This window comes from Acinetobacter lanii (assembly GCF_011578285.1).
GTDB classification, from domain to species: domain Bacteria; phylum Pseudomonadota; class Gammaproteobacteria; order Pseudomonadales; family Moraxellaceae; genus Acinetobacter; species Acinetobacter lanii.
This window is the reverse complement of record NZ_CP049916.1, coordinates 3056979-3079158: the sequence shown is the minus strand read 5'-3', so window position 1 is coordinate 3079158 and position 22180 is coordinate 3056979. Positions and strand designations below refer to the sequence as shown.

The following is a 22180-nucleotide window of genomic DNA, read 5'->3' as shown; positions in this document are numbered from 1 at the left end:
ATCGCCTGTTGAATTTTAAGCGCACGACTTGAGTGTTGCTGATGCTCGTTATGAAGTTTTTGTTTCAATTCAAATTTTTAATCGTCTCGCTGATTGAATATAGGGGTTTTTAAGGCGATTTCAATGCCAAGAAAATTAAATAATTTTAGGCAGAAAAGTCAATCGTGAAAAATATGGCCTTAGCGCTATAAGCAATATAGCTTTTGGGGTTGAAACAGGTTGGCAAAAAACAGACAAATGTTGCTAAAATATTGCGCTTGTTATTTTGTTTGTCTTTCCTACCATTCAGGTTTATAGCGGCTTATAAACTTTACTGACAGCTGAGCTCCCAAATGATGAAGTGGATTATCCTCGCGATATTTGTGATTTCTGCCTTGTATATCCAAAATCGCGGTAAAGTTCGACACTCTTTTTATCGTCAATTTTTCGATCATTCGACCCTTTTGGCACCCATCAATTTTTTGATGTATCTCTTCTCCAAAGTTCCCAACCAACCCTATATCGACACCCAAGAATTTAAAGATCTCAAGGTTCTCGATGAAAACTGGGAAATGATTCGCGACGAAGCCAAAGCCCTGTATGAAAAGGGGGGTATTAAAGCCTCAAGCAGTTATGACGACTTGGGCTTTAACTCATTTTTTAAAACCGGTTGGAAACGTTTTTATTTAAAATGGTATGACTCTGCACATCCGTCTGCGGCAGAGCTTTGCCCTAAAACCACAGCTTTACTGAAAACCTTACCGAGCATTAAAGCCGCGATGTTTACCGAGCTCGCGCCTGACAGTCGTTTGGTTCGTCATCGTGACCCGTATGCAGGTTCATTGCGCTATCACTTGGGGCTGATGACACCGAATGATGACCGTTGTTTTATCGATGTCGATGGTCAGCGTTATTCATGGCGTGATGGCAAAAGTGTGGTGTTTGATGAAACCTATATTCACTATGCAGAAAACACCACCGACCAAAACCGGATCATTTTCTTTGCCGATGTAGAACGTCCACTTAAATCTCGCTTAATGGCGCGTTTTAATCATTGGTTTGGTAAAAACGTGATGACCGCAGCCAGTTCACCGAATGAAGCCGGCGATCAAACCGGTGGTTTAAACAAGGTATTTGGTTATGTGTATCAGTTCCGGATTAAGGCCAAAGCCTTAAAGAAAACCAATCGTCAGTTATATTACTTTTTAAAATGGTTCCTGATGCTGGGGATTTTCTTCCTGATCTTTATCCGTCCTTATGTGTTTTAAATAGATCGATGTCTGCTCAATGAAAAGCGCCCTGAGGGCGCTTTTTTTATAACAAATGTCATATTGAGTTGTTGCGGTTAGTTTTTTAGTTTGTGTCGATAATCTATAAAAGAGCTTGTCAGAATAATGTTTAAAAACTTAGCTTCAGAAATGATGGGTACCAGTGATATTGGGACGATTATTGAACCCCAAGATTTTAATAAAACTGATATTGATGACTATATTTTTCATGAAGATAACGAAAAAATCTTCTTTGTGATTAAAAGTAAGACCGATGAATATTGTTTTACCAATGTCGCATTTATGCACTTAGATGGTAAAAGTGCCATGAGTAAAAAGCGCATGTTGTATCGTTATTTATACCGACATCATCCGATCAAGCATGTGATGTTGGAAACTGCAGGTTCCGTCGATTTAGATGCCGAAATTAAATTCCAATTGGGTGAGCAAAGCTTTTCAATTGATATTGATAAAAAGCAAATCGAGAAAATTCGAGATCTGTATAAAGCGCTGTTTACGATTGGAGAAAGCTTTAAAGAGATTAACCGTCGACGCAATCTACTTTTGCAAAGTAATGAAAACGTGCAGAAGATGTTTAATTTGCGTGAACTGAGTGAACAGGTGATTTTAAATCTACCTGAAATCATTAACCAAACGGCACAACAAGTGGAAGACTACGCCAATCAAAGAATAAGAGAAATTGAGAATTATGATTTTAGTGAAATTTTTGAGCGTTATTTAAAGAACTAAACAAGTTTTAGTACGCAGAACACATACTTGAGGTGAATACAAAAGATGAATTCGACATTGCAAAGGGATGCTTTTCTTATCGATCTTTGTTTTCATCTGAAAGAAAAGGCAGATCATTCAAGTCAAGGCGCGTTTAAAGATGACTATGAATTGGGCTATTCGATGGCCATGTATGAAGTGATGTCTTTAGTGCATCAACAGGCACAAGTCTTTGATCTGCCTCTTGAAGCGTTGGGGGTTAGATGGAGTCGATCCTGAACGGGACTATTTATATTCCAAGCGTACAACCCAATCTCCTTGGACGGTATTAGAGCATAATGTAGCGCAGCGCATCCCCTCTATCGATGAGTTTCAATATGATGGTTCTGTGCTAAATATTGTATTGGACTTTCATGCAGATCAAAAAACCGTAAGGTGCGAAGCTGTATTGGCATTTAAAATGATTGAAGAGGGGTGTGCATTTCATACCTTAGCCAATCAAAATCTTGACGGTAAAACATGGTTAATGAAAGTAGAGCATACGCATTTCTTAAGCTATTTTAATCAGGAAAGTGAGTCGATCTATGCAGATTCACTTTCGAGTTATGTCTTGGTGACTCAAGGTCAAATTTTCGAATGGATCACTACTGCACCAATACAAATCTATTAGGTTTTAGTCTTTGATCTTTAATGCATTATGTTGAAAATCAATATATAAATCAGTTTGCTCGGGCTGCTGTAAGAAATATACCGCTAAAATCGGCTCCAACTCTGTCCGCATCTTTCTCGCCAAATGACGTGCGCCATAACGAATATCATGTCCTTGATAAAAATGTGCTTTAGCTGCATCGGTCAAATGCACAGTCCGTTTTTGATGTTGTAAGCGTTGATTCAATTTCTCGAGTTCAATCTCGACTAAACGCGGTAAAGCATCATCCTGAACGGCTTGATAATGCAATGTTCGATCAATACGGTTGATAAATTCAGGGTCGAATTTACGATGCATGACCTTTTCAATAATGGTTTGGGTCGGCACGCGTTTTAGACACAGAGCCTGCATTTTTTTCGGCAGGAAATTCAATTTATCTAAGTATTGCTGTGCGGCTTGCGCACCGACATTACTGGTCATAAAGATCATACAGTTGGTGAAGTCGATGGTTTTGGTACCCGAGGTCAGGGTCAGTTTGCCACGATCTAAGACATTCATCAGACCGCGAATGACCTCATTAGAGGCTTTTTCCAATTCATCAAACAGCACAATACCCGGACGGGTATGTGAGCCTGCAATGGCGGTTTCATCAAACAGGCTATGACCCTCTTTAGACCCCACGTAACCGGGAGGCGCACCGGTGATAGCCGCGGCATAATGCTCCTGCGCTAAGGTGTTCATATCAATACGGCAAAAGGCATCGGGGCGACCGTAAATCGCTTCAGCAATTAAACGCACCGTTTCGGTTTTACCGACTCCAGTTGGACCCAACATTAAGGTCACGGACAATGGACGTTCGGGACTAGAGAAATCAGCTTTGACCACATTCAGCATTTTTTCAATTTCAGCCAATGCTGCATCTTGTCCAATAATGCGTTGTTTCAAAAGTTGCATGACCTGTTGCGGATCGAAATGAAAACGTGGCTGTCCAATCAAGCGCTGACGTTCAGCAGGGTGTTGTGAGGAGGTCTGAGGCTTCACGATATGAAGTGCTGGATTGGTGGTCATCCGTTTCGATCTCAAATCAGCAGATGATTTCAGCATAGCAAAATCATTGGCGTGAATTGAGAGCTTTTAGCAATAAAATGATCGTTGCAATGTTCTGATGCACAATAAGACTCAAATTACCTTGAAAATGTTCGATAAACCATCACATTATGAGACAACCCTTCTGCTTTGATTTAGGATCAATGTGAACGAAAACGCACGAGACAATATTGAAAAGATTTTAGCCAATATGACCACCTTGCCGGGGGTGTATCGCATGCTCGGCAAAGACGGTGAATTGTTGTATGTCGGGAAAGCCAAAAATCTGAAAAATCGTGTCTCGAGTTACTTTGTCAAAACCCTTGAGCACCCAAAAACCCAAGCCTTAGTGGCACGGATTTACGACATCGAAACTTTGGTGGTGCGTTCTGAAACCGAAGCATTATTGCTCGAACAAAACCTGATTAAACTGCATCGTCCGCCGTATAACATTATGCTGCGGGATGATAAATCCTATGTTTATATTTTTGTCTCAGCGGATAAACCTTATCCACGCATTGCGTCGGGTCGGGGCAAAGGGAAGCATCAAGTCGGTAAGTTTTTTGGACCTTATCCAAGTGCGTATAATGCGCGAGACACGCTACTCGTGCTGCAAAAATTGTTTAATGTACGCCAATGTGAAAACAGTTATTTTGCTCAGCGTAAGCGTCCATGTTTGCAGTATCAAATCAAACGCTGTTCAGCGCCGTGTGTCGGGCTGATTTCTCCAGAAGACTATAAAGAAGATGTCGATAACTCGATTCGCTTTTTGCAGGGCGATACCAAAGAGTTGAATCAAGAACTGATTTCCAAAATGGAAGCGGCAGCCGAAGCTTTAGAGTTTGAAAAAGCCGTGTTTTTCCGTGACCGTATGGCATTACTTCGTGATGTACAGGCGCAGCAGGCGATTTATAAGCTCAAAGGTGAAGCGGATATTCTAGCGATTGCGCATCAAGCCGGTGTGACTTGTGTACAAATCATGCATGTGCGTAACGGGAAAATGCTCGGTGGCAAAAGCTATTTCCCCGATATGATTGGGGATGATTTGGGGCAGATGCTGTCGGACTTTATCGCCAATTTTTACTTCCAAGTCGCCGATGAGATTCCGACCGAGCTGATTGTGAATGTTGAGGTGCCGGATCGTACTGATTTAGAACAGGCACTACAACAACACTTTGAGAAGAAAATTCAGATTAAACACAAAGTCCGTGAAACGCGTGCGGAATGGCTTGAGCTTGCCAGCATGAATGTCCAACATTCGATTAAAGGGCAGTTGGCCAATCATTTTGAGCTGAATGAGCGCTTTCATCAGCTTGAACAAGTGGTGGGGCGTCCGATAGATCGGATCGAGTGTTTTGATATTTCGCATACCATGGGGGAAGCGACTATTGCCTCTTGTGTCGTCTTTGACAGTGGCGGCATTCGTAAACGGGATTATCGTCAGTTTGCGATTGAAGACATTACCGGTGGCGATGACTATGCGGCCATGCGTCAAGCCTTAACCCGCCGTTATAAAAAAGCCATGTTGCCTGATTTGCTGTTGATCGATGGTGGTAAAGGGCAATTACATATGGCGATGGATGTGATGAAAGACTTGGGGCTTGAAGCATTTATGGTTGGGGTGTCGAAAGGTGAGGGGCGTAAACCCGGCTTAGAAACTTTGCATTTTACCGATGGTACCAAGATTCAGTTGCCTGAAGACCATAAAGCCTTGCATCTGATTCAACAAGTTCGAGATGAAGCACATCGTTTTGCGATTACCAAACATCGTGCCAAACGAGATAAACGCCGTGGACAATCGGTGTTAGAGGCGATTCCCGGTTTAGGCCCAAAACGTCGGCGTGATTTATTGACCCATTTTGGTGGGATTCAAGGCGTGCTGAAAGCCTCAGAACATGATTTGAAACTGGTGCCCGGCTTAGGCGACGTGATGGCGAGAACCATTTATAAAGTGTTGCATGAGTAAGTGTCGCTCTAGTTTATTTTAAATAACGGCGTGGCTCATGCTGACAAGTCTCTTTAACCATGAACGAGGTACGATTTGCTAAAATGCTCATTGACCGATGGGTCATTGATCATTTACCTCTGTATTAAAAATCTGCATGCTCGAAGCAAAAGTTTAAACTGAGTAAGCCGGATGTCTTTGACGCAATTATTTGCAGATCTTGAACAACAAGAGTGGGTGGATATTCCCAAAGGATGGTTACAAGGACGCACCATTTTTGGTGGACTGTCTACCGCCATGATGTTGCATAAAGCGATCTTGGCGGTCAATGATCCGAGTAAACGCTTGCTCAGTACCAGTGTGAGTTTTGTCGCACCGGTACAAGAAAAACCCGTGAAAGTTACGGTGGAAATTTTAAGACAGGGTAAGTCGGTGACCACGGTTGAAGCTCGGGTTTGGCAAGATGACGCCGTGATGAGTATCTTATTGGCGAGCTTTGGTTTGGAGCGGGAATCGGTGCTGAATATTCAACAGCAACGTGCTGCACCGGATTATCCAAAGCCCGAAGAGTTGCTGATTATTCCGCATAACCAATTGATGCCACAGTGTTACCAAAATTTTGATTTGGCATGGGCGGAAGGGGCGTATCCCTGTTCAGGCAGTGTACAGCCTGACTTTGGTGGATGGTTTAGATTTACTGAAAAATTTGGTCAAGGGGCAATGTCTACGCCTGAGTTTTTAGCGCTGTTAGATATTTGGCCGGCAGGTGCATTTCCAGTATTGAAGGTGCCTGCGCCGGGTAGCTCACTGTCATGGCATGTGACACTATTGGATTCTGTGAAGTTTCAACGTTTAGATTGGTTTAAATATAAAGTATTCACCGATTATGCTGAACATGGCTATGCAACTGAATATGCACATATTTGGGATCAAAATAATCAATTAATTGCGATTTCTAGGCAAACAGTTACCGTATTTGCCTAGTCGACAGTTGGGTATGAATCGTTTAAAGTAAGCGCATTAAACCCAATTAAAGCTCAAGTTTTTATTGTCGATCTAGAGACAATAGGGGACAAACTGGCGGTGTCTATGACTACAGGTCGTATCCTGAATATTCCAAATATCTTGACGCTAGCTCGAATTGCGTTAATTCCTGTTTTTTTGATTATTTCCTATTGGCCACCGGCAATCGGCGTGAGTGGTCATGAAGGCAGTATGACCCGTCATATTATTTTGACTGGCATTTTTGTTGTGGCTGCGATTACCGATTGGTTTGATGGCTATTTGGCACGAACATTAAATCAAACTTCCGCTTTTGGGCGCTTTTTAGACCCCGTGGCCGATAAGTTAATGGTTGCAGCAGCGCTGATTGTTTTGGTGCAATGGCAACCGTCAATTTCGATGGCTTTTGCTGCGATTGTGATTATTTCACGTGAAATTACCGTATCCGCTTTGCGTGAATGGATGGCTGAACTGGGTGCGCGGACTAATGTTGCAGTATCGACTGTAGGTAAATATAAAACGGCCTTTCAAATGATTGCGATTTCAGTGTTCTTGTTGAACTGGCAACCGCTTGAAATGTTGGCTTATGCACTGCTATATACTGCTGTGATTCTGACCCTGTGGTCGATGTTTATTTATTTAAAAGCGGCGTGGCCGTATTTAAAACAGCCTTAATCAGGCCATAAAAAAAAGCCCCGAGATTGGGGCTTTTTTTTATGGCTGAACGTTTATTACATCCTCTCCCTAACCCTCTCCTTTTTAAGGAGAGGGAAGGTTTATTGTGAATTGAATTGTGGTTAAGATTTTAGGTTGGATGGAGTTCCAAAACCCTTGTTTTGTTCTTCATTGCACAAGTCATTTTTAGCTATGGGTTTCTTCCTCCGCATCATCCTCAAACGTACGCGCGATTTTTTCAATGTTTAGGCTCTTCGCCATCGCATCGAAAATTTCTTTATAGGTCCCTTCTTGGTGATACAGCGCATCATGTTCACCATGCTCCACAATCCGACCTTCTTTCATCACATAGGTGTAGTCCGCATCAATGATTTGCGACAAGCTATGTGAAATCATAATCACGGTACGACCTTGTTTGATTTGATCCAAACTTTGTTTGATCTGTTCAGAGGCAATCGCATCGAGACTTGCAGTCGGTTCATCCAAGAAAATGATCGGTGGATTTTTCAGGAACATACGGGCCAACGCAATACGCTGTTGTTGACCGCCGGAGAGCATCAATGCATCGGCGTCATAACCTTGAGGCAATTGTAAAATTTGCTCATGAATCGAGGCTTTACGTGCTGCTTCTTGCACATCTTGCAAACTGGCATCGGTTTTACCATAGCGAATATTTTCAAAGATTGAACCTTGGAAAATATGGTTTTTTTGCAACACCAAACCAATATGATCACGTAAATACTGCGTGTCCATGTCTTGGATATTGACACCATCCAATAAAATTTGTCCTGAATCAGGCTCAAAGAATTTATCTAACAGACTGATCAAGGTTGATTTACCGGCACCAGATAAACCGACCAATGCAGTGATTTTATTGGGGCGAATGCTCATATTGATATCGTGCAAGGCTTTAAAGCCATTCGGGTAAGTGAAGTCGACATTTTTCAGTTCAAAACGACCCTGAACTTGTGGTTTTTCCGTACCACTGGTTTCGATTTCATGATCGGCTTCTGAAATTTGAAAGAAGCTTTCTGAATAGATCATGGCATCGTTAATTTCATCATAAATGCGATGTAATGAACGAATCGGCGCAGACACGTTGTTGAATAACAACACGTGATACATGATCATGCCGATACTCATCTGACCATCGAGTACGAAATACGCCGTCAAAATAATGATCAGTACAATCCCGATTTGCTCAATAAAGGTTTTGACGCCGTCAAAAACAAAACTGGTTTGGCGGGTTTGCATTTGATTGTGGGTTAACTCGCGTTGTAACTTGAGTTGTTTTTCAGATTCAATCGACTCACGGTTAAACGATTTGATCACAGTAATTGAGTTAATGATGCCCAAAATACCCTGACTTTTTTTCTCACGACCATCACGCAGATTACGGCGCCAACTGCCCAGTTTTTGTGCTTGTTTATAGGTCAACCAGAAGTAAATTGGCACGATACTTAAAGCCACTAAACCGACATAGACATTGGCATAAAACATCAGGCCCAAAGCCACAAGGGCACTGGTAAATAACGGCAAAATATCGATAAAGAAAATTTGCACCAAACGGGTTAAAGAGCCAATGCCTCGGTCAATACGGGTTTGCAATTTACCAGCTTGGTTGTTGTCTTGATTGAAAAACGCCAAGCGATACTTGAGGAATTTCTCAATGATGTCTTGCGCCAAGTCTTGAGACACCAAAATGCGCAGTTTTTCACCATAAAATTTTTGCCCAAATTGCACGATGGCATTGATGATTTCTTTACCCAATAAAATCGCGGTAATGGTGATTAAAATATGCCAACCAGCATCGAGTCCTTTGCCGGCTTCTACCAGTTTATTGATGCTGTCTACCGCATATTGCAAGGTCAGTGCATTGACCTGTGCGGTGAGTGAGCCAACAAGGGTTAACAATAAGGTGGCGATGACCAACAATTTATAGGGACGTACAAAGGGTTTAAGTTTTTGAAACAATTGCCATAGGTTCATAAGCGTTTGTTTTTATTGTGAGAATGAGTGACAGTCTATGCCTGTAAAGGCAGGCTCACAAGCATATACAATGTTTCAAATTGTGAACTTTAGATTTGCTTTAAAATAAATGCTTGCTGATCACGAAAATGACTATGAATTTCGACTTATTTGCCCCTGAACCGAATCCAAATCTATTGCCGTTTGATGGCGAGGTAGAAGACTGTGGTTTGATTTTAGATGCTGATCAGGCACAGCAGTACTTTGATTATTTTTACCGGTATTTGGCATGGCAACAGGATGAAGTCTTATTGTATGGTAAATATTTTAAAACAGCGCGCAAAATCGCATGGTATGGCGATCAAGACTATCACTACCATTATTCAGGCATGGCCAAACAAGCGCATCTGTGGAATCCATTGCTATTGGCCTTAAAACAACAGGTGGAAGCTGAAACCGGACAGGTTTTTAATTCTTGTTTAGCCAATTTATATGAAAACGGACAGCAAGCTATGGGTTGGCACAGTGATGATGAAGCCAGTTTAAGGTCGCCTGAGCGTGAAACCGTGATTGCATCGTTAAGCCTAGGCGCAAGCCGTAAATTTCGTTTTAAACATAAAACTCAAAAGCAAACGGTCGATTTAATGTTGCACAGTGGTCAATTGATTGTGATGAAAGGGCAGACCCAGCGCTATTGGAAACATATGTTGGCCAAATCTACCCGCGTGTTAGCGCCTAGAATTAATCTGACCTTTCGCTATTTTTATCAAGATGCCAAAAGGGCTGAAAGCTAACAGGATGCCCAAGATACCAACCATGCATGAACAATACTGAACCATGATGAGGTTTGGGTCATTTCACTTTCTGACCTAATCCTGAGATAACGCAGCGAATTCTTTTTCAATCAATGCTGCATTTTCTTGCAAGATTTCTACTAACTTCTCTTGATTAACAAATTCAAAGCGGTTTTTGGTGGCGAGTAAGGTCAAAGCCAGTGGCGCTTCTTTAGGTGAGTATTTGATAGGGACAGATAGCGCCGCGACATTGGGATCAAGTTCACCTTTGGAAAAATAATGACCTTGTTTTTTGATCTTTTTCATTTTGATGAAAAATTCATGCTCATCTTCAGCAAAACCGATCTCTTTTAGATGGTTGGAAAAACGACCGTAGTAATGCAGTAACTTTTGTTTGGAAAAATGCGACACGATGGTTTTTGGTGAAGCCCCCATAAAAATCGGACGCGGTGAACCCCGACCATAAGACAGCAGTTTCACGTCTTTGTAGTATTCGTGATGTAAATCAATACAGAAGTCATGATTGAGATGACTTAAAATGCAGCTAAATTCAGTGCGTTCCACAATTTGACGCATGAACGGAATACTGATTTGCACCAAGGGGTCGGTACTGCGAGAAATATAATCTAAAACCGCGATTTTAGAGCCTAAAGTGTAGTCGCCTGAGGTACCGCTGATGCGTTGTAGTAATTCAGCAGAAACCAATTCTTTTAAATAACGGTAGCTTGTTGGTGTAGAAAGGCCCAATTCTTGGCTAATCAGATCTACATTTATGATAGGACGGTCGACCGAAAATAAATCTAAAACGGTGAGAATCTTACCAAAACTAGAAAGCGCCATAATTACCTGCAAAAAAGAAAAGAGAGATGAAAGAGAATCATCTGTAGTTTATATCAAAAAACGACCAGATATGGTTCGAAAAAGAGCAAGCGCTCGGTTATTTTATTTGGCTAAATTCAATCAGAAGGATTGAGAATAGATGGTAAAAATACTACCATTAGATAAATAAAATTTTATAAATTATCATATTAAGATATTTAGATTGACTAATGAGGGATTGTTTGAAAAAATACCCCACCTAAATATCTAATGATGAATTGTCAACTCGACCAATTGATGATTTTGAATGGCCTTGACGGATTTTAACAAATTTTCAAGGTAATTTCTGCAATTCCTTCGATCGACGATCCATTGCTGATAGCATAGTTAAACATGCAAATATCTCACTCAAGCACGCGATGAAGCTTAAGCGTTCGTCGGGTGCTTTAGTCGTCATTGAAAAAAGATATTGTTTAAACCTAAAGCTGTAGCGCTGAGATGACTCCATGTTGTTAACCAAGCAATTGCTCGAATTACGTCCACGTAAAATGGACATGATTTTTGCGACTAAAACGTGCTTTGCCAGTCTTTTGGCATTGTATATCGCGTTTTCATTGGACTTGTCTAATCCTTTGTGGGCAATGGCGACGGTGTTCTTGTTGGCCAATCCCTACTCGGGCATGGTGTCATCCAAAAGTTTCTACCGCATTATGGGCACCATGACCGGTGCTGCAGTGGCGGTGATTCTGACCCCACGTTTGATTCACATGCCGTGGTTATTTACTTTCTGCATGTCGGCTTGGGTGGGTTTTTGTTTATACATTTCTTTGCTTGACCGTACCGCACGAAGTTATTTCTTTATGTTGGCGGGTTATACAGTCGTCATTATTACCTTTAATGACATTCTGTATATGAATGAGCAGAGTATCTTTGATATGGCGCTGGGTCGCTTTATTGAGATCTCCATTGGTGTGGTGTGTAGTGCAGTGGTGTCTGCTACGATTTTCCCCGTGCATATTGGGCCGGTACTGCAAAGTCGGGTGGGGAAAACCTTACAAGATACCGAGAAACTTTTTCGTATTATTTTAAGTGATGAAACCCATCAAACCAATTACACCACTTTGTTGGCGCGGGTAAACAGTGATGCCTCCGAGATTCACGCATTGTCCGTGCATCTGTGGTATGAAAAATCCAAATTTAGAGGCATGACCAAACCGTTGCAGGAATTGCTGCATCAGTTGTCGATTTTGACCACCAACTTGGTGGCGATTTCGGAACGTCTCACCCAGTTGGATGAGATGGATAAAGGTTATCGTCCGGCATTGGCGGTGTTACAGCAAGATGTCGATCACTTTCTATTGCAAAGTACCACCTTGCCTGAACACTATTTAAATGTGTTGCCACAGCAGTTTGATGATGACTTTGAAGCGGTATTTGAAGCGGCCTTGCCTGAACAGCAAGTGATGTTGCACAGTTTGAAAATGGACATTCGCCATTTCATTCAAAATGTGCAAACCGTAAAAATTATTTGGTATTTGATTCAAAAAGGTGAGAAGCACTTACCGCCACATATTGTGTCCTTAAGTACCTCTTACCCAAGTTTGCACCGTGACTATGGTGTGGCGGTGCGTGGTGGGATTTCGGCATTCCTTGCGATTTTTATTGCAGGTTCGATGTGGATTATCACCGGTTGGAAGTACGGTTATATGGTGGCATCACTGACCTCGATCTGCGTGTGTATCATGGCAGCGATGGATAACCCAGTACCGGCACTGAAAATCTTTATTCGTGCGACGTTTTATACGGCGGTGGTGGTGTTTATTTATGCCTTTGGCGTGTTGCCTTATGTGACTGAGTTTTGGCAACTGGCATTGGTGTTGTCGCCGTTTATCATTTTCTGTGTGAGTTTATTTCCACATCCGCCCTTGTCGTCATTGGCACTGCCTTTGTTGATGTGTACGATTATGGAATTAAACTTGCAAAATGAGTATGTGCTGGATCAGATTGCATCTTTTGATGGTTCAATTGCCAATTTCTTTGGGCCGTTTATTGCTGCAGTGGTGATTTATTTTGTTCGCGCCATGTCGCCGGATATTACCGCAACTCGGATTTTAACCTTGCATTACAAGTCAGTACGCGAAACCATGTATTTGCCCTTTGGTCTAGAATTTAAAACCCAACTGTGCAGCATGCTCGACCGTATTGGGATTTTAAACACCAAACAAGTGCAGTCTGAAGAATTGAAGCGTGAAATTAATTTATCATTGATCGAGGTGAGTGCGGTGATTGATCTGACGCGATTGAATGAATTGCTGATAAAGATGCCACAAGAGCATATACTGACGCAAAATCTAGCGCACCTACAACAGTTGCTCGATGATTACTTCCGCTCTAAACAACTTCACCTAGAACATGAAATGTTACGTCAAAATTTGATTGATCAGATGAGTCTGATCTTAGCGCAATCGAGCAACTATGAAGATGCCGATATTGCGCAACGCTTACAGATTTCTTTAAACAATATTCGTAGTAGTTTATGCCGTTCTATTCGTGCTGAACCTGTGAATCAACCGCTTCAGGTGGCGTAACATGGGTGAGTTTAACGTTTATGGTGTCTATGTCCCGACACTGTTAATCCAAGGCTTGGTGGCCTATATCCTGATGCTGATCGTGATTCGATACACCGATAAATGGATGGATCAGGGTTCAGATGCATTTTTAGGTCTATTTAATTTTTGTCTTTACCTCGTGCTGTTGTTGCTCGTGCATTGGGGCTTTGTTTGGAGTGGTTTCTAATGCGTAGCAGTTCCATGAGTTATTTTTTGAGTATGAGTGAGTAACCGTATGAAAGTTATCGATTCACGTAAAATGATTCGGCCCTTGGTTTTACTGGTGACAGCACTCATCGCAGTTTTTGCTGTGTTCAATCTATGGAATTATTACAATTCAGTACCTTGGACTCGAGATGCACGTGTGCGTGGCGATGTCATGAAAATTTCTTCAGATATTGCCGGCTTGGTGACAGAAGTGTTGGTGCATGATAACCAAACCGTGAAAAAAGGTCAGGTGTTGTTCCGTGTCGATTTGGCGCGTCAAGAATTGGCCGTTGAAAATGCCAAAGCTGAGATTGCCAAATACAAATCGACTTTAGAGGCGGCAGAGGCTGAATTAGCTGCTGCTGAAGCTAATGTCAGAAAGTCCCATGTCACTACTGAATTTGCTCAACGTACTGCTGAGCGTTATTCGAAATTTAACGATGGTTCAATTTCGAAACAAGAGCAAGATTTGGCGAACACCACTGTTGAGCAAGAGCATGCTGAGCATCATCAACTTGAAGCTGCGGTAGAACAGGCGAAAGCAAAAATCATCGAGCAAAAAGCGTTGATTAAAGCAGCCACCAGTCAACTACACTTGGCTGAATTGAACCGTACCCGTGCTGAAGTGGTGGCACCTGAAGATGGCACCTTGTCGAACTTCGAACTTCGTGTCGGTAACTATGTACAAGTGGGTCAAGGCGTTGCCGGTATTTTGGATCGTAAAAAACTGTATGTCGTGGGTTATTTCGAAGAAACCAAACTCAACCGTATTAACATTGGTGACAAAGTCAGCATCCGTTTAATGGGCGATACGCAAACCATTAAAGGGCATGTACAAGGGATTGCACCGGGTATTGAAGACCGTGAACGTACTTCAACCAATGGTGTATTGGCGAACGTCAATCCAACCTTTAACTGGGTACGTTTGGCGCAACGTGTACCTGTACGTATTGTATTGGATGAAGCACCGAAGAATGAATTGGCCTTTGTGGCAGGGCGTACTGCGACTGTGCATGTACTCACCAAACATGATGACTAAGCCATTTTCATGAGCTAAAAAAAGCATCCTTCGTGGATGCTTTTTTTATGCTTAGACCTGTGCTCTTGATGTTGAATCCTGAGTGATTCGAGCATCAAATTAAATGTGCGTATTTGGATATAGGTATTAAGGGCTAATCCCTTCAGAGTTGCGATACCAACTTTCAATAAATAAGGCTGCGGCAATACTGTCGGCAGAGAGTTTCCTGCCACGCCCTTGCGCTTGATAATGATCCAGTTCATCACGCGCTTCACGTGTGGTCAGACGTTCATCGACCATCCAGGTGGTGATGTTGGTCTGATGACGTAGACGACGCGCAAATTTGCGTGCCCGTGCCGACAATTCAGATTCACTGTCATCCATATTCAGTGGCAAACCGACCAAGAATAGATTCGGTTGATGCTGTTTCACGATTTTCAGCAATTCATCCCAATTCGGGATGCCATCTTTCATTGGGAGTAACGCAAGTGGGGTGGCACTTTCAATGAGGGAAGAGCCCACCGCCATGCCGGTTTTTTGTGTACCAAAATCAAAAGCCATAATCAGTTGTGGCTGGGTATCAGGCATGTCCAATCTCTGAAGATAACCAAGTCCGATCTATGCCAATTTTTTTAAAGGCTGCATCCCAGCGATCGTCATAAGGTAAGTTAAAAATTAAATCCATGTCGGAATCGCAAATGAGCCAGTCTCCACGAGCCATCTCATCTTCGAGTTGGTTTTTGCCCCAACTGGTATAGCCTAAAGCAATTTGATAATTACCAACGCCTTGATTTTGAGCAATTGCATCTAAAATATCTTTACTGGTGGTAATACACAGGTTTTCCCCGACTGCAATGGAGGAATGCCATGTCGGTTGACCGGTATGCAGCACAAAGCCAGCTTCAGGACGTAAAGGCCCACCTTGTAACACCGCATGCGGATTGACATGATCGGCTTCAATGTCGAGATCATTTAACAGTTCTTTGACTTGGATGTTGGTTGGGCGATTGATAATAATGCCTTGAGCACCTTCTTCATCATGTCGAGCAATATAAACCACAGTATTGGCAAAGAAATCATCTGCCAAGTCAGGTGGGGCGATTAGACAACGATGGGTCAGAAATTGTTTGCTCACCGAATGGCTGCTCCTTCTCGTGAATGAATCGTCAATAAAACGAATTTTAAATCATGCTTTTAGTTTTTTATTGAATGTTACAGTTATAACATACGTCACTGATCTTGAATCAACAATCTTTATTTGTGGGCTTTATCGGTTTAAAACAAGCATCATGCGCATTTAAATCTAAACCGCTCTCCTTCTTTGATCAAGACAGGTGAATTCAAGAGGGGTGAATTCAAGAGAGGTGAATCGCATGATGAATCCACTGTCGTTTAAGAACAGATGGTTTAACAAGCTTAAGAGCCGCTATTCACACTTTGAAATTTTAATTGACGCAGTTGTTTGGCATGTTGCAAGGTGGTTTCACTGATTTCAACCCCTCCAGTCATACGTGCCAATTCATCAATACGGCCATCTTCTTCCAAGGCAAAAATGGTACTGCTGGCAGGATCGGTTTGCAGTTTTTTCACCAATAAATGCTGATCCGATTGTGCTGCCACTTGCGCCTGATGGGTAATACACAGAATTTGTACATGTTGACCCAATCCCGCCAAAAGACGACCGACAATTTCAGCCGTCCCGCCACTGATCCCGACATCAATTTCGTCAAAGACCAAGACTTCCGCTTCGGTTTTTTCCGCGTTCATCACTTGCATCACGAGCGCAATTCGCGATAACTCACCACCTGAGGCGACACGGCCTAAAGGCTGTGCAGGAATACCTTTGTTGGCGGTAAACAGCAGTTGAATAAAGCTAAAGCCTTCCGCAGAAGGTTGCTCCAATGGCTCAAACTTAAATTCGAAATAGGCCTCAGGAAGCGCCAGTTGTTTGACTTGTTCGGTGAGCTTTTTCGCCAAAGGTTCAGCGGCTTCACGGCGAATCTCATCCAAATGTTGGGCTTTTTCCAAAAACACTTGATGCGACTGCTGTACTTGTTCCGCCAAGGTTTCAGGGTCTTCGAGTTGATTCAGTTGTTCGAGTTCTGCTTGCCAGTCTTCAAACAGTTGTTTTAAATCTTCCGGTTGCGCGCGGTATTTACGTCCCAAACGATGGAAAATTTCCAACTGCCCGTTCAGTTCTTCCATACGCTCTGGGTCAAAACTTTGACGATCAATAAATTGTTTTAAATTAGCACTGGCATCATCGAGCTCACTTTGTGCATTGACCAATGAATTGTAAATTTCAGACAGTTGTTCACTGCGTCCGGCATGACTTTCTAAGCGACGAATGATGGCTGAAATTTCTTGATTAATGTTTTGCTCTGCTTCGTCCAAGGCATTCACGGCATAACCACAGTCCAACATGATGTGTTCATGGTGGCTGAGCCGATCAAACTCTTGCTCAATCTCTTTATAATCGACCTGAACCACATCCTCGAGTTCTTCAAGTTGTAGCGTTAAGCTGTCAATTTTTTGCAGACGGGTGGCTTGCGCATCCAAAGCGGCTTGATGCTGTCGAATATGGCTTTGCCAAGTGGTATAACTGTCTTTCACCGCTTGGGTATGCGCGCCAAAATTACTGTAACGGTCAAGCCAATGTTTGGGATAAGGCGGTTCTAACAGTTGCTGTTGGCTGTGCTGACTGTACAGTTGTACTAGCAAGCGTCCGAGTTCTTTGAGTTCAGATAAGCTGCTTGGACGGCCGTTAATCCATGCTTTGCTGCGTCCGGTGGCAAAAATCACCCGACGTAAATGAATCTCACCGGATTCATCATCCAGTTCATGGGTTTTTAACCATTCTGCTTCAGGACTATGTTCTTGATAGCTAAACACGGCAGTGACATCGGCTTTGTCTGATCCATAACGGACATAATTGGTGTCCGTACGCTCGCCTAAACATGCCGACAGAGCATCGAGTAGCAGCGATTTACCTGCACCGGTTTCACCTGTCAGGACATTGAAGCCTTGTTCAATATCAATTGCAAGATTATCGGCTAAAGCAAAATTGATCAGATTTAAGTGTGTCAGCATAAACGCATCCAAGCTGCGAAAGTGAGGTTCTAAGATAGTGAACTTTTGTTTTTGTCACAAGTCACTAAATATTCTAATATAAGTCTATACCAATAATTCTAACGTAAAATGACCATGAAAATGAAACTGCCGCTCCCTGTAGCGCCCCATAAAAAAAATCTACATGCACAAGCTTCAGTGAACTTGAATAAAAAGTTGGATGCGGCCTCCAAAGGTTTTCGGGCGGCTTTGGCCAAACAGGATTATGAAGCGGCCTATGCACAGATCTTAGCTGCCTTTAAATTGGTGCCCACGCATGCGCCGATCTTAATGGATATGGCCTACACTGAACTGAAGTTAAAGCGTTATGAGAAAGCCTATCAGCGTTATTTAAAAGCGATTGAATATAGTCAAGGCAAGGTCGATCCGAATATTTATGATGGCTTAACTGAAACCTGTCATTTTCTGACTAAAACTGAAGAGATGAAAAAATATGGTCATTTGGCCTTAAACGCAAAAAAACAACAGGTCGCCCATCAACCCAAACAACCGATTCCATTGTTGCGTCCGCGTTTTAATCCGAATCATCCTCAAGAAAATATCATTGCCTATTCGTTGTTTGGGGCTTTACCCCGTTATTGTGAAACCGCTGTGCTGAATTTGGATTTAACCCAAGAAATTTACCCAGAATGGACCTGTCGTTTTTATGTCGATGATTCGGTGCCGCAAAATATTCAGCAACGTTTAAAAGACAAAGGTGCGCAGGTGATTCAAGTCAATGACGCACAGAAAGCGGTATCTGGACTATTTTGGCGATTTTGGGTGATGAATGATCCCACAGTCAATTGCTTCTTGGTGCGGGATGCCGATTCATTGGTGTCTTATCGTGAGCGTGCCGCCGTAGATGAATGGTTGGCGAGTGACAAATGGTTCCATTGTATGCATGACTTCTATTCGCATACTGAGCTGGTATTGGCAGGCATGTGGGGCGGTTTTAATGGCGTGTTCCAAGACTTGGCACAAGATATTCAAGACTATGTTGCTTCAGGCAACTATTTGAGCAAGCGCGTTGCCGATCAGCATTATCTGAGAAATCAAATTTGGCCAACGCTTTCACAAAGTGTGATGATCCATGATAGTCAGGGTTTTGATCTTGAGGGTTTGCCATTTCCAACAGCGAAGCAGAGCAAAGCGTATGAAAATTTGAGTCAGTTTCATGTCGGGATGAATGAGGGTTCTTCTGAGGTGCTGGCCGATGTCAGCTTGCCTGAGGTCTCAGAGGTGGAATGGGTGCTCAGAGATGAGCAGGGGAATGATATGTGTCGTTATCGCAGTCAGGTGTTACCAAATCGAACAATAGAGGTGGAATTGCCCCGTAGCTATGCCCAAAAACTCGAAGCCAAGACCTATACTCTGCATATCTATGCAACTGAAAACATTGATTGATTAGTTTGATCTGCACAATTAAACTACAGTCGTTAAAATTTAAACAATGCGCATTATTTGGAGAATACGCATGAATTCACAATTTCACCATGTATCTGTAGTAAAAAAATCAAATGTATATTTTGGCGGTACATGTATTAGTCATACCGTGCAATTCGAAGACGGTACAAAAAAGACATTGGGTGTGATTCTGCCAACTGAGCAAGCGCTAACTTTTGAAACGCATGTGCCTGAACGTATGGAAATTATTTCAGGTGAATGTCGCGTGAAAATCGCCGACAGCGAAGAAAGTGAATTGTTCCGTGCAGGTCAGTCTTTTTATGTACCGGGCAACAGCAAATTCAAAATTGAAACCGATGATGTTTTAGATTACGTGTGCCATTTAGAAGGCTAAGTCGTCTAGACTGAATTAGGTCAAGAAATTTTAAGCCAAATCGGTTAAACTAGACCTCATCTTAAATCCTGTAAAGTTGGCTTTGCGGGATTTTTCATTTCTGTTTTCTTCATTTTTTAAATCAAATCAATTGAGGTCGTTCATGGCGAAGCCCGAATATTATTATGGCATTCATTCTGTGGAGTCATTATTGGAGTTAGAACCTGAACGCGTTTTAACATTATTTGCTTTAAAAGGTCGTGATGATGCGCGTTTAAAACGTATTTTTGAATTGGCTGATCCGTTTGGGGTGAGCATTCAGAAAGCCAGTCGTGACAGCTTGGAAAAATTAGCCGGTCAACCGTTCCATCAAGGCGTGGTGGCAGCTGTGCGTCCGCATCCGACTTTGAATGAACGTGATTTAGAAGATTTATTGAAAGCCAACAGCAATGTGATGTTGCTGGCGCTCGATCAAATTACCGACCCACATAACTTGGGCGCATGTATTCGTACCGCAGCAGCGATGGGTGTTGATGCCGTGGTTGTGCCTCGTGACCGCGCAGTGGGCTTAACCCCAACTGCACGTAAAGTGGCAGCCGGTGGTGCAGAAAAAGTGAAGTTTATTCAAGTGACCAATTTGGCACGTACACTCAGCAACATTAAAGATGAATTTAATGTGCGCGTGATCGGTACCATGTTGGATGAACAAGCGCTACCAATCCAAGACTGTGATTTAACTGGGCCTATCGCGATTATTATGGGGGCTGAAGATACCGGGTTACGTCCGATCACTCAGTCGCAGTGTGACCAGAAAGTCTATATCCCGATGAATGGTAATTTGCAAAGTCTGAATGTTAGTGTGGCAACGGGTATGGCGCTGTATGAAGCCTGCCGTCAACGTAACGTCAAATAACTTGGGTTTAAAACGACCACCAAGCTTAAGTTAAAAAAGAGATATACATGATGATTCCTGCTCGGTACCAAGGGTATGCCTTCGTTGCAATTACCATGTGTATTTGGGGAGGATTCACCATTACCTCACGGCTGAATGCGCTTTGGCATATCAGCCCGTGGGACATCACGGCGTTACGCTTTCTTTTGGCATTTTGTATTTTAATGCCGATTCTGCTCTATAAAAAAGACACCGCATTCCTATTTAAGAAAGAGCCTTTTATCTTGGCGATGCTCGGTGGTGTGGCATATTGCCTCACCTGCTACAGCGCTTTTCATTATGTGCCTGCAGCCCATGCCGCGATTTTTTTGAATGGCTGTATTCCCTTATGTACCGCTGTAGCGGCTTGGATTCTGTTTAAACAACCCTTTGACCGACATACTTGGCTCAGCCTCATCATCATGGTTTGTTCAATCCTGCTGATGAGTGTGCTGATGTATCAGGCGACGGGTGTGGCGTTTAGCTTCGGTGATGCGCTGTTTTTTATCAGTGCAATGTGGTGGGGAATTTTCACGGTTTTACTTAGACAATGGAAAATCTCCGCATGGCATGCCATGTCGGGTGTAGCGATTTGGTCGGCGATTGTTTATGTACCCATTTATTTACTGTTTTTCCCGAAACATTTGGCAGAGGTTGAATTGCCACATCTGATGATGCAAACGATTTTCCACGGCATATTTGTGGTGATTGTGGCGACCTTAACCTATATTGAAGCGATTAAGCGACTGGGCGCATTTAAGGCGGGTAGTATCGTCACGCTTGCGCCATTTATCGCCGCGATCATTGCCGTTCCATTGTTAGGTGAGCCATTAAGTCTAGCCATCGTCTGTGGTTTGCTTGGTATGGGTGTGGGGGCGCTACAACCGTGGCGTTGGTTTCGAAAAGACAGTTTAGCGCAACAACTATCCGCACAAAAAAAGCAGTCTTAATCGACTGCTTTTTTATTGAAGTAGAAGTATTTCATCACTGTTTTTTTAAGACGAATGAGCAAGGGCTAGATACTGCTGATGTAAAGTTTCAAGTTGGCTGTAGAGATGATCTAAATGACCATCATTGATCACCACATCATCCGCACGTTGCAATTTTTCCTCACGCGACATTTGCACTTGAATGATCTTTTCAATCTGTTCAATACTTTGACCGTCACGCTGACTGGCACGTTGAATTTGTAATTCAACCGAGGCATCAATCAACAGATTGCGTTGTGTCAGTAAATGTTGATTGGTCTCAAACAGCAGGGGTGACACCAAAATCGCATAAGCACTGGTGGCAGCACTGAGTTGTGTAATGATGGCCTGACGAATCGCAGGATGCGTAATGCCCTCTAATACTTGACGGGCTTCAGGGACTTTAAAAATATGTTCGCGTAGCGCTTTACGGTCGAGTTCACCATCGGCTTGAATCACCCAATCACCAAAATGCTGTCGAATTTGAGCAAGCGCAGCTTGACCGGGTTGTACCACTTTACGTGCCACAATATCAGCATCCACCACAGTAATGCCTTGGGTTTCAAACCACTGGCTTGCTGCGGATTTGCCACTACCAATGCCCCCTGTTAAACCCAAAATAAAAGACATCACTGCTCCTGTACG

The 22180-nt window shown here is 42.8% G+C and carries 22 protein-coding genes; 15 read left to right on the top strand and 7 right to left on the bottom strand.

The window, feature by feature from the left end:
• Positions 1 to 332 precede the first annotated feature (332 nt).
• From lpxO to G8D99_RS14035, 4 genes are all read left to right on the top strand, one after another.
• Positions 333 to 1247 carry a lipid A hydroxylase LpxO gene (gene lpxO / locus G8D99_RS14050; RefSeq protein ID WP_166326945.1) on the top strand — a complete coding sequence of 305 codons (915 nt, stop codon included), beginning with the start codon at positions 333 to 335 and terminating at the stop codon, positions 1245 to 1247.
• Between the two features lie 126 nt (positions 1248 to 1373).
• Complete coding sequence (locus G8D99_RS14045; RefSeq protein ID WP_166326943.1) at positions 1374 to 1997, top strand: PH domain-containing protein; 624 nt, start codon at positions 1374 to 1376, stop codon at positions 1995 to 1997.
• Between the two features lie 45 nt (positions 1998 to 2042).
• Positions 2043 to 2255 carry a hypothetical protein gene (locus G8D99_RS14040; protein WP_166326941.1) on the top strand — a complete coding sequence of 71 codons (213 nt, stop codon included), beginning with the start codon at positions 2043 to 2045 and terminating at the stop codon, positions 2253 to 2255.
• Positions 2221 to 2646, top strand: a complete 426-nt coding sequence (locus G8D99_RS14035) for a hypothetical protein (protein WP_166326939.1) — start codon at positions 2221 to 2223, stop codon at positions 2644 to 2646. Before G8D99_RS14040 ends, G8D99_RS14035 begins: the two co-directional genes overlap by 35 nt.
• A 3-nt stretch (positions 2647 to 2649) precedes the next feature.
• Here the strand turns inward: G8D99_RS14035 and G8D99_RS14030 are convergent, their stop codons facing one another.
• Positions 2650 to 3729 carry an AAA family ATPase gene (locus G8D99_RS14030; protein ID WP_406741494.1) on the bottom strand — a complete coding sequence of 360 codons (1080 nt, stop codon included), beginning with the start codon at positions 3727 to 3729 and terminating at the stop codon, positions 2650 to 2652.
• Positions 3730 to 3877: 148 nt separating this feature from the next.
• Here G8D99_RS14030 and uvrC point away from each other — a divergent pair, with 148 nt between their 5' ends.
• The 3 genes from uvrC to pgsA all read left to right on the top strand — a co-directional run bounded on the left by uvrC (position 3878) and on the right by pgsA (position 7333).
• Positions 3878 to 5677 carry an excinuclease ABC subunit UvrC gene (gene uvrC / locus G8D99_RS14025; RefSeq protein ID WP_166326937.1) on the top strand — a complete coding sequence of 600 codons (1800 nt, stop codon included), beginning with the start codon at positions 3878 to 3880 and terminating at the stop codon, positions 5675 to 5677.
• 171 nt (positions 5678 to 5848) lie between these two features.
• Positions 5849 to 6640, top strand: coding sequence for an acyl-CoA thioesterase (locus G8D99_RS14020; protein ID WP_166326935.1), 792 nt, complete (start codon positions 5849 to 5851; stop codon positions 6638 to 6640).
• Between the two features lie 105 nt (positions 6641 to 6745).
• A complete protein-coding gene (gene pgsA / locus G8D99_RS14015) occupies positions 6746 to 7333 on the top strand; it encodes a CDP-diacylglycerol--glycerol-3-phosphate 3-phosphatidyltransferase (RefSeq protein ID WP_166326933.1) in 588 nt (195 codons plus the stop codon).
• Between the two features lie 186 nt (positions 7334 to 7519).
• Here pgsA and G8D99_RS14010 read toward each other — a convergent pair whose 3' ends face one another.
• The gene (locus G8D99_RS14010) at positions 7520 to 9322 is read right to left on the bottom strand and encodes an ABC transporter ATP-binding protein (protein ID WP_166326931.1); all 1803 of its coding nucleotides are present in this window, start codon (positions 9320 to 9322) and stop codon (positions 7520 to 7522) included.
• Positions 9323 to 9456: 134 nt separating this feature from the next.
• On the opposite strand from G8D99_RS14010, the gene G8D99_RS14005 reads away from it, so the two are divergent.
• Positions 9457 to 10095: an alpha-ketoglutarate-dependent dioxygenase AlkB family protein gene (locus G8D99_RS14005; protein ID WP_166327795.1), complete on the top strand. Its 639-nt coding sequence runs from the start codon at positions 9457 to 9459 to the stop codon at positions 10093 to 10095.
• A 75-nt stretch (positions 10096 to 10170) separates the two neighbouring features.
• On the opposite strand, the gene G8D99_RS14000 is transcribed toward G8D99_RS14005, so the two are convergent.
• The gene (locus G8D99_RS14000; RefSeq protein ID WP_166326929.1) at positions 10171 to 10935 is read right to left on the bottom strand and encodes an IclR family transcriptional regulator; all 765 of its coding nucleotides are present in this window, start codon (positions 10933 to 10935) and stop codon (positions 10171 to 10173) included.
• Between the two features lie 485 nt (positions 10936 to 11420).
• On the opposite strand from G8D99_RS14000, the gene G8D99_RS13995 reads away from it, so the two are divergent.
• The 3 genes from G8D99_RS13995 to G8D99_RS13985 are packed head-to-tail and all read left to right on the top strand — an operon-like array spanning position 11421 to position 14769.
• Positions 11421 to 13502 (top strand): FUSC family protein, encoded by a 2082-nt coding sequence (locus G8D99_RS13995; RefSeq protein ID WP_166326927.1) that lies wholly within the window; start codon positions 11421 to 11423, stop codon positions 13500 to 13502.
• A 1-nt stretch (position 13503) separates the two neighbouring features.
• Positions 13504 to 13710 (top strand): DUF1656 domain-containing protein, encoded by a 207-nt coding sequence (locus tag G8D99_RS13990; RefSeq protein WP_166326925.1) that lies wholly within the window; start codon positions 13504 to 13506, stop codon positions 13708 to 13710.
• A gap of 48 nt (positions 13711 to 13758) precedes the next feature.
• Positions 13759 to 14769, top strand: a complete 1011-nt coding sequence (locus tag G8D99_RS13985) for an HlyD family secretion protein (RefSeq protein ID WP_166326923.1) — start codon at positions 13759 to 13761, stop codon at positions 14767 to 14769.
• Positions 14770 to 14895: 126 nt separating this feature from the next.
• On the opposite strand, the gene ruvX is transcribed toward G8D99_RS13985, so the two are convergent.
• The 3 genes from ruvX to recN all read right to left on the bottom strand — a co-directional run bounded on the left by ruvX (position 14896) and on the right by recN (position 17838).
• Entirely contained in the window at positions 14896 to 15336 is a 441-nt protein-coding gene (gene ruvX, locus G8D99_RS13980) for a Holliday junction resolvase RuvX (protein WP_166326921.1), read from the bottom strand.
• Entirely contained in the window at positions 15329 to 15883 is a 555-nt protein-coding gene (locus G8D99_RS13975; RefSeq protein ID WP_166326919.1) for a YqgE/AlgH family protein, read from the bottom strand. Before G8D99_RS13975 ends, ruvX begins: the two co-directional genes overlap by 8 nt.
• A gap of 281 nt (positions 15884 to 16164) precedes the next feature.
• Entirely contained in the window at positions 16165 to 17838 is a 1674-nt protein-coding gene (gene recN / locus G8D99_RS13970; RefSeq protein ID WP_166326917.1) for a DNA repair protein RecN, read from the bottom strand.
• Positions 17839 to 17952: 114 nt separating this feature from the next.
• Between recN and G8D99_RS13965 the strand changes: the two genes are divergently transcribed.
• The 4 genes from G8D99_RS13965 to G8D99_RS13950 all read left to right on the top strand — a co-directional run bounded on the left by G8D99_RS13965 (position 17953) and on the right by G8D99_RS13950 (position 21517).
• A complete protein-coding gene (locus tag G8D99_RS13965) occupies positions 17953 to 19263 on the top strand; it encodes a tetratricopeptide repeat protein (RefSeq protein ID WP_166326915.1) in 1311 nt (436 codons plus the stop codon).
• A gap of 70 nt (positions 19264 to 19333) precedes the next feature.
• Entirely contained in the window at positions 19334 to 19657 is a 324-nt protein-coding gene (gene ppnP, locus G8D99_RS13960) for a pyrimidine/purine nucleoside phosphorylase (protein WP_166326913.1), read from the top strand.
• Between the two features lie 142 nt (positions 19658 to 19799).
• Positions 19800 to 20549, top strand: a complete 750-nt coding sequence (rlmB, locus tag G8D99_RS13955; protein WP_166326911.1) for a 23S rRNA (guanosine(2251)-2'-O)-methyltransferase RlmB — start codon at positions 19800 to 19802, stop codon at positions 20547 to 20549.
• A 50-nt stretch (positions 20550 to 20599) separates the two neighbouring features.
• Positions 20600 to 21517, top strand: coding sequence for a DMT family transporter (locus G8D99_RS13950; protein ID WP_166327793.1), 918 nt, complete (start codon positions 20600 to 20602; stop codon positions 21515 to 21517).
• A gap of 45 nt (positions 21518 to 21562) precedes the next feature.
• Here the strand turns inward: G8D99_RS13950 and coaE are convergent, their stop codons facing one another.
• A complete protein-coding gene (gene coaE / locus G8D99_RS13945) occupies positions 21563 to 22165 on the bottom strand; it encodes a dephospho-CoA kinase (protein WP_166326909.1) in 603 nt (200 codons plus the stop codon).
• Between the last annotated feature and the right edge of the window lie 15 nt (positions 22166 to 22180).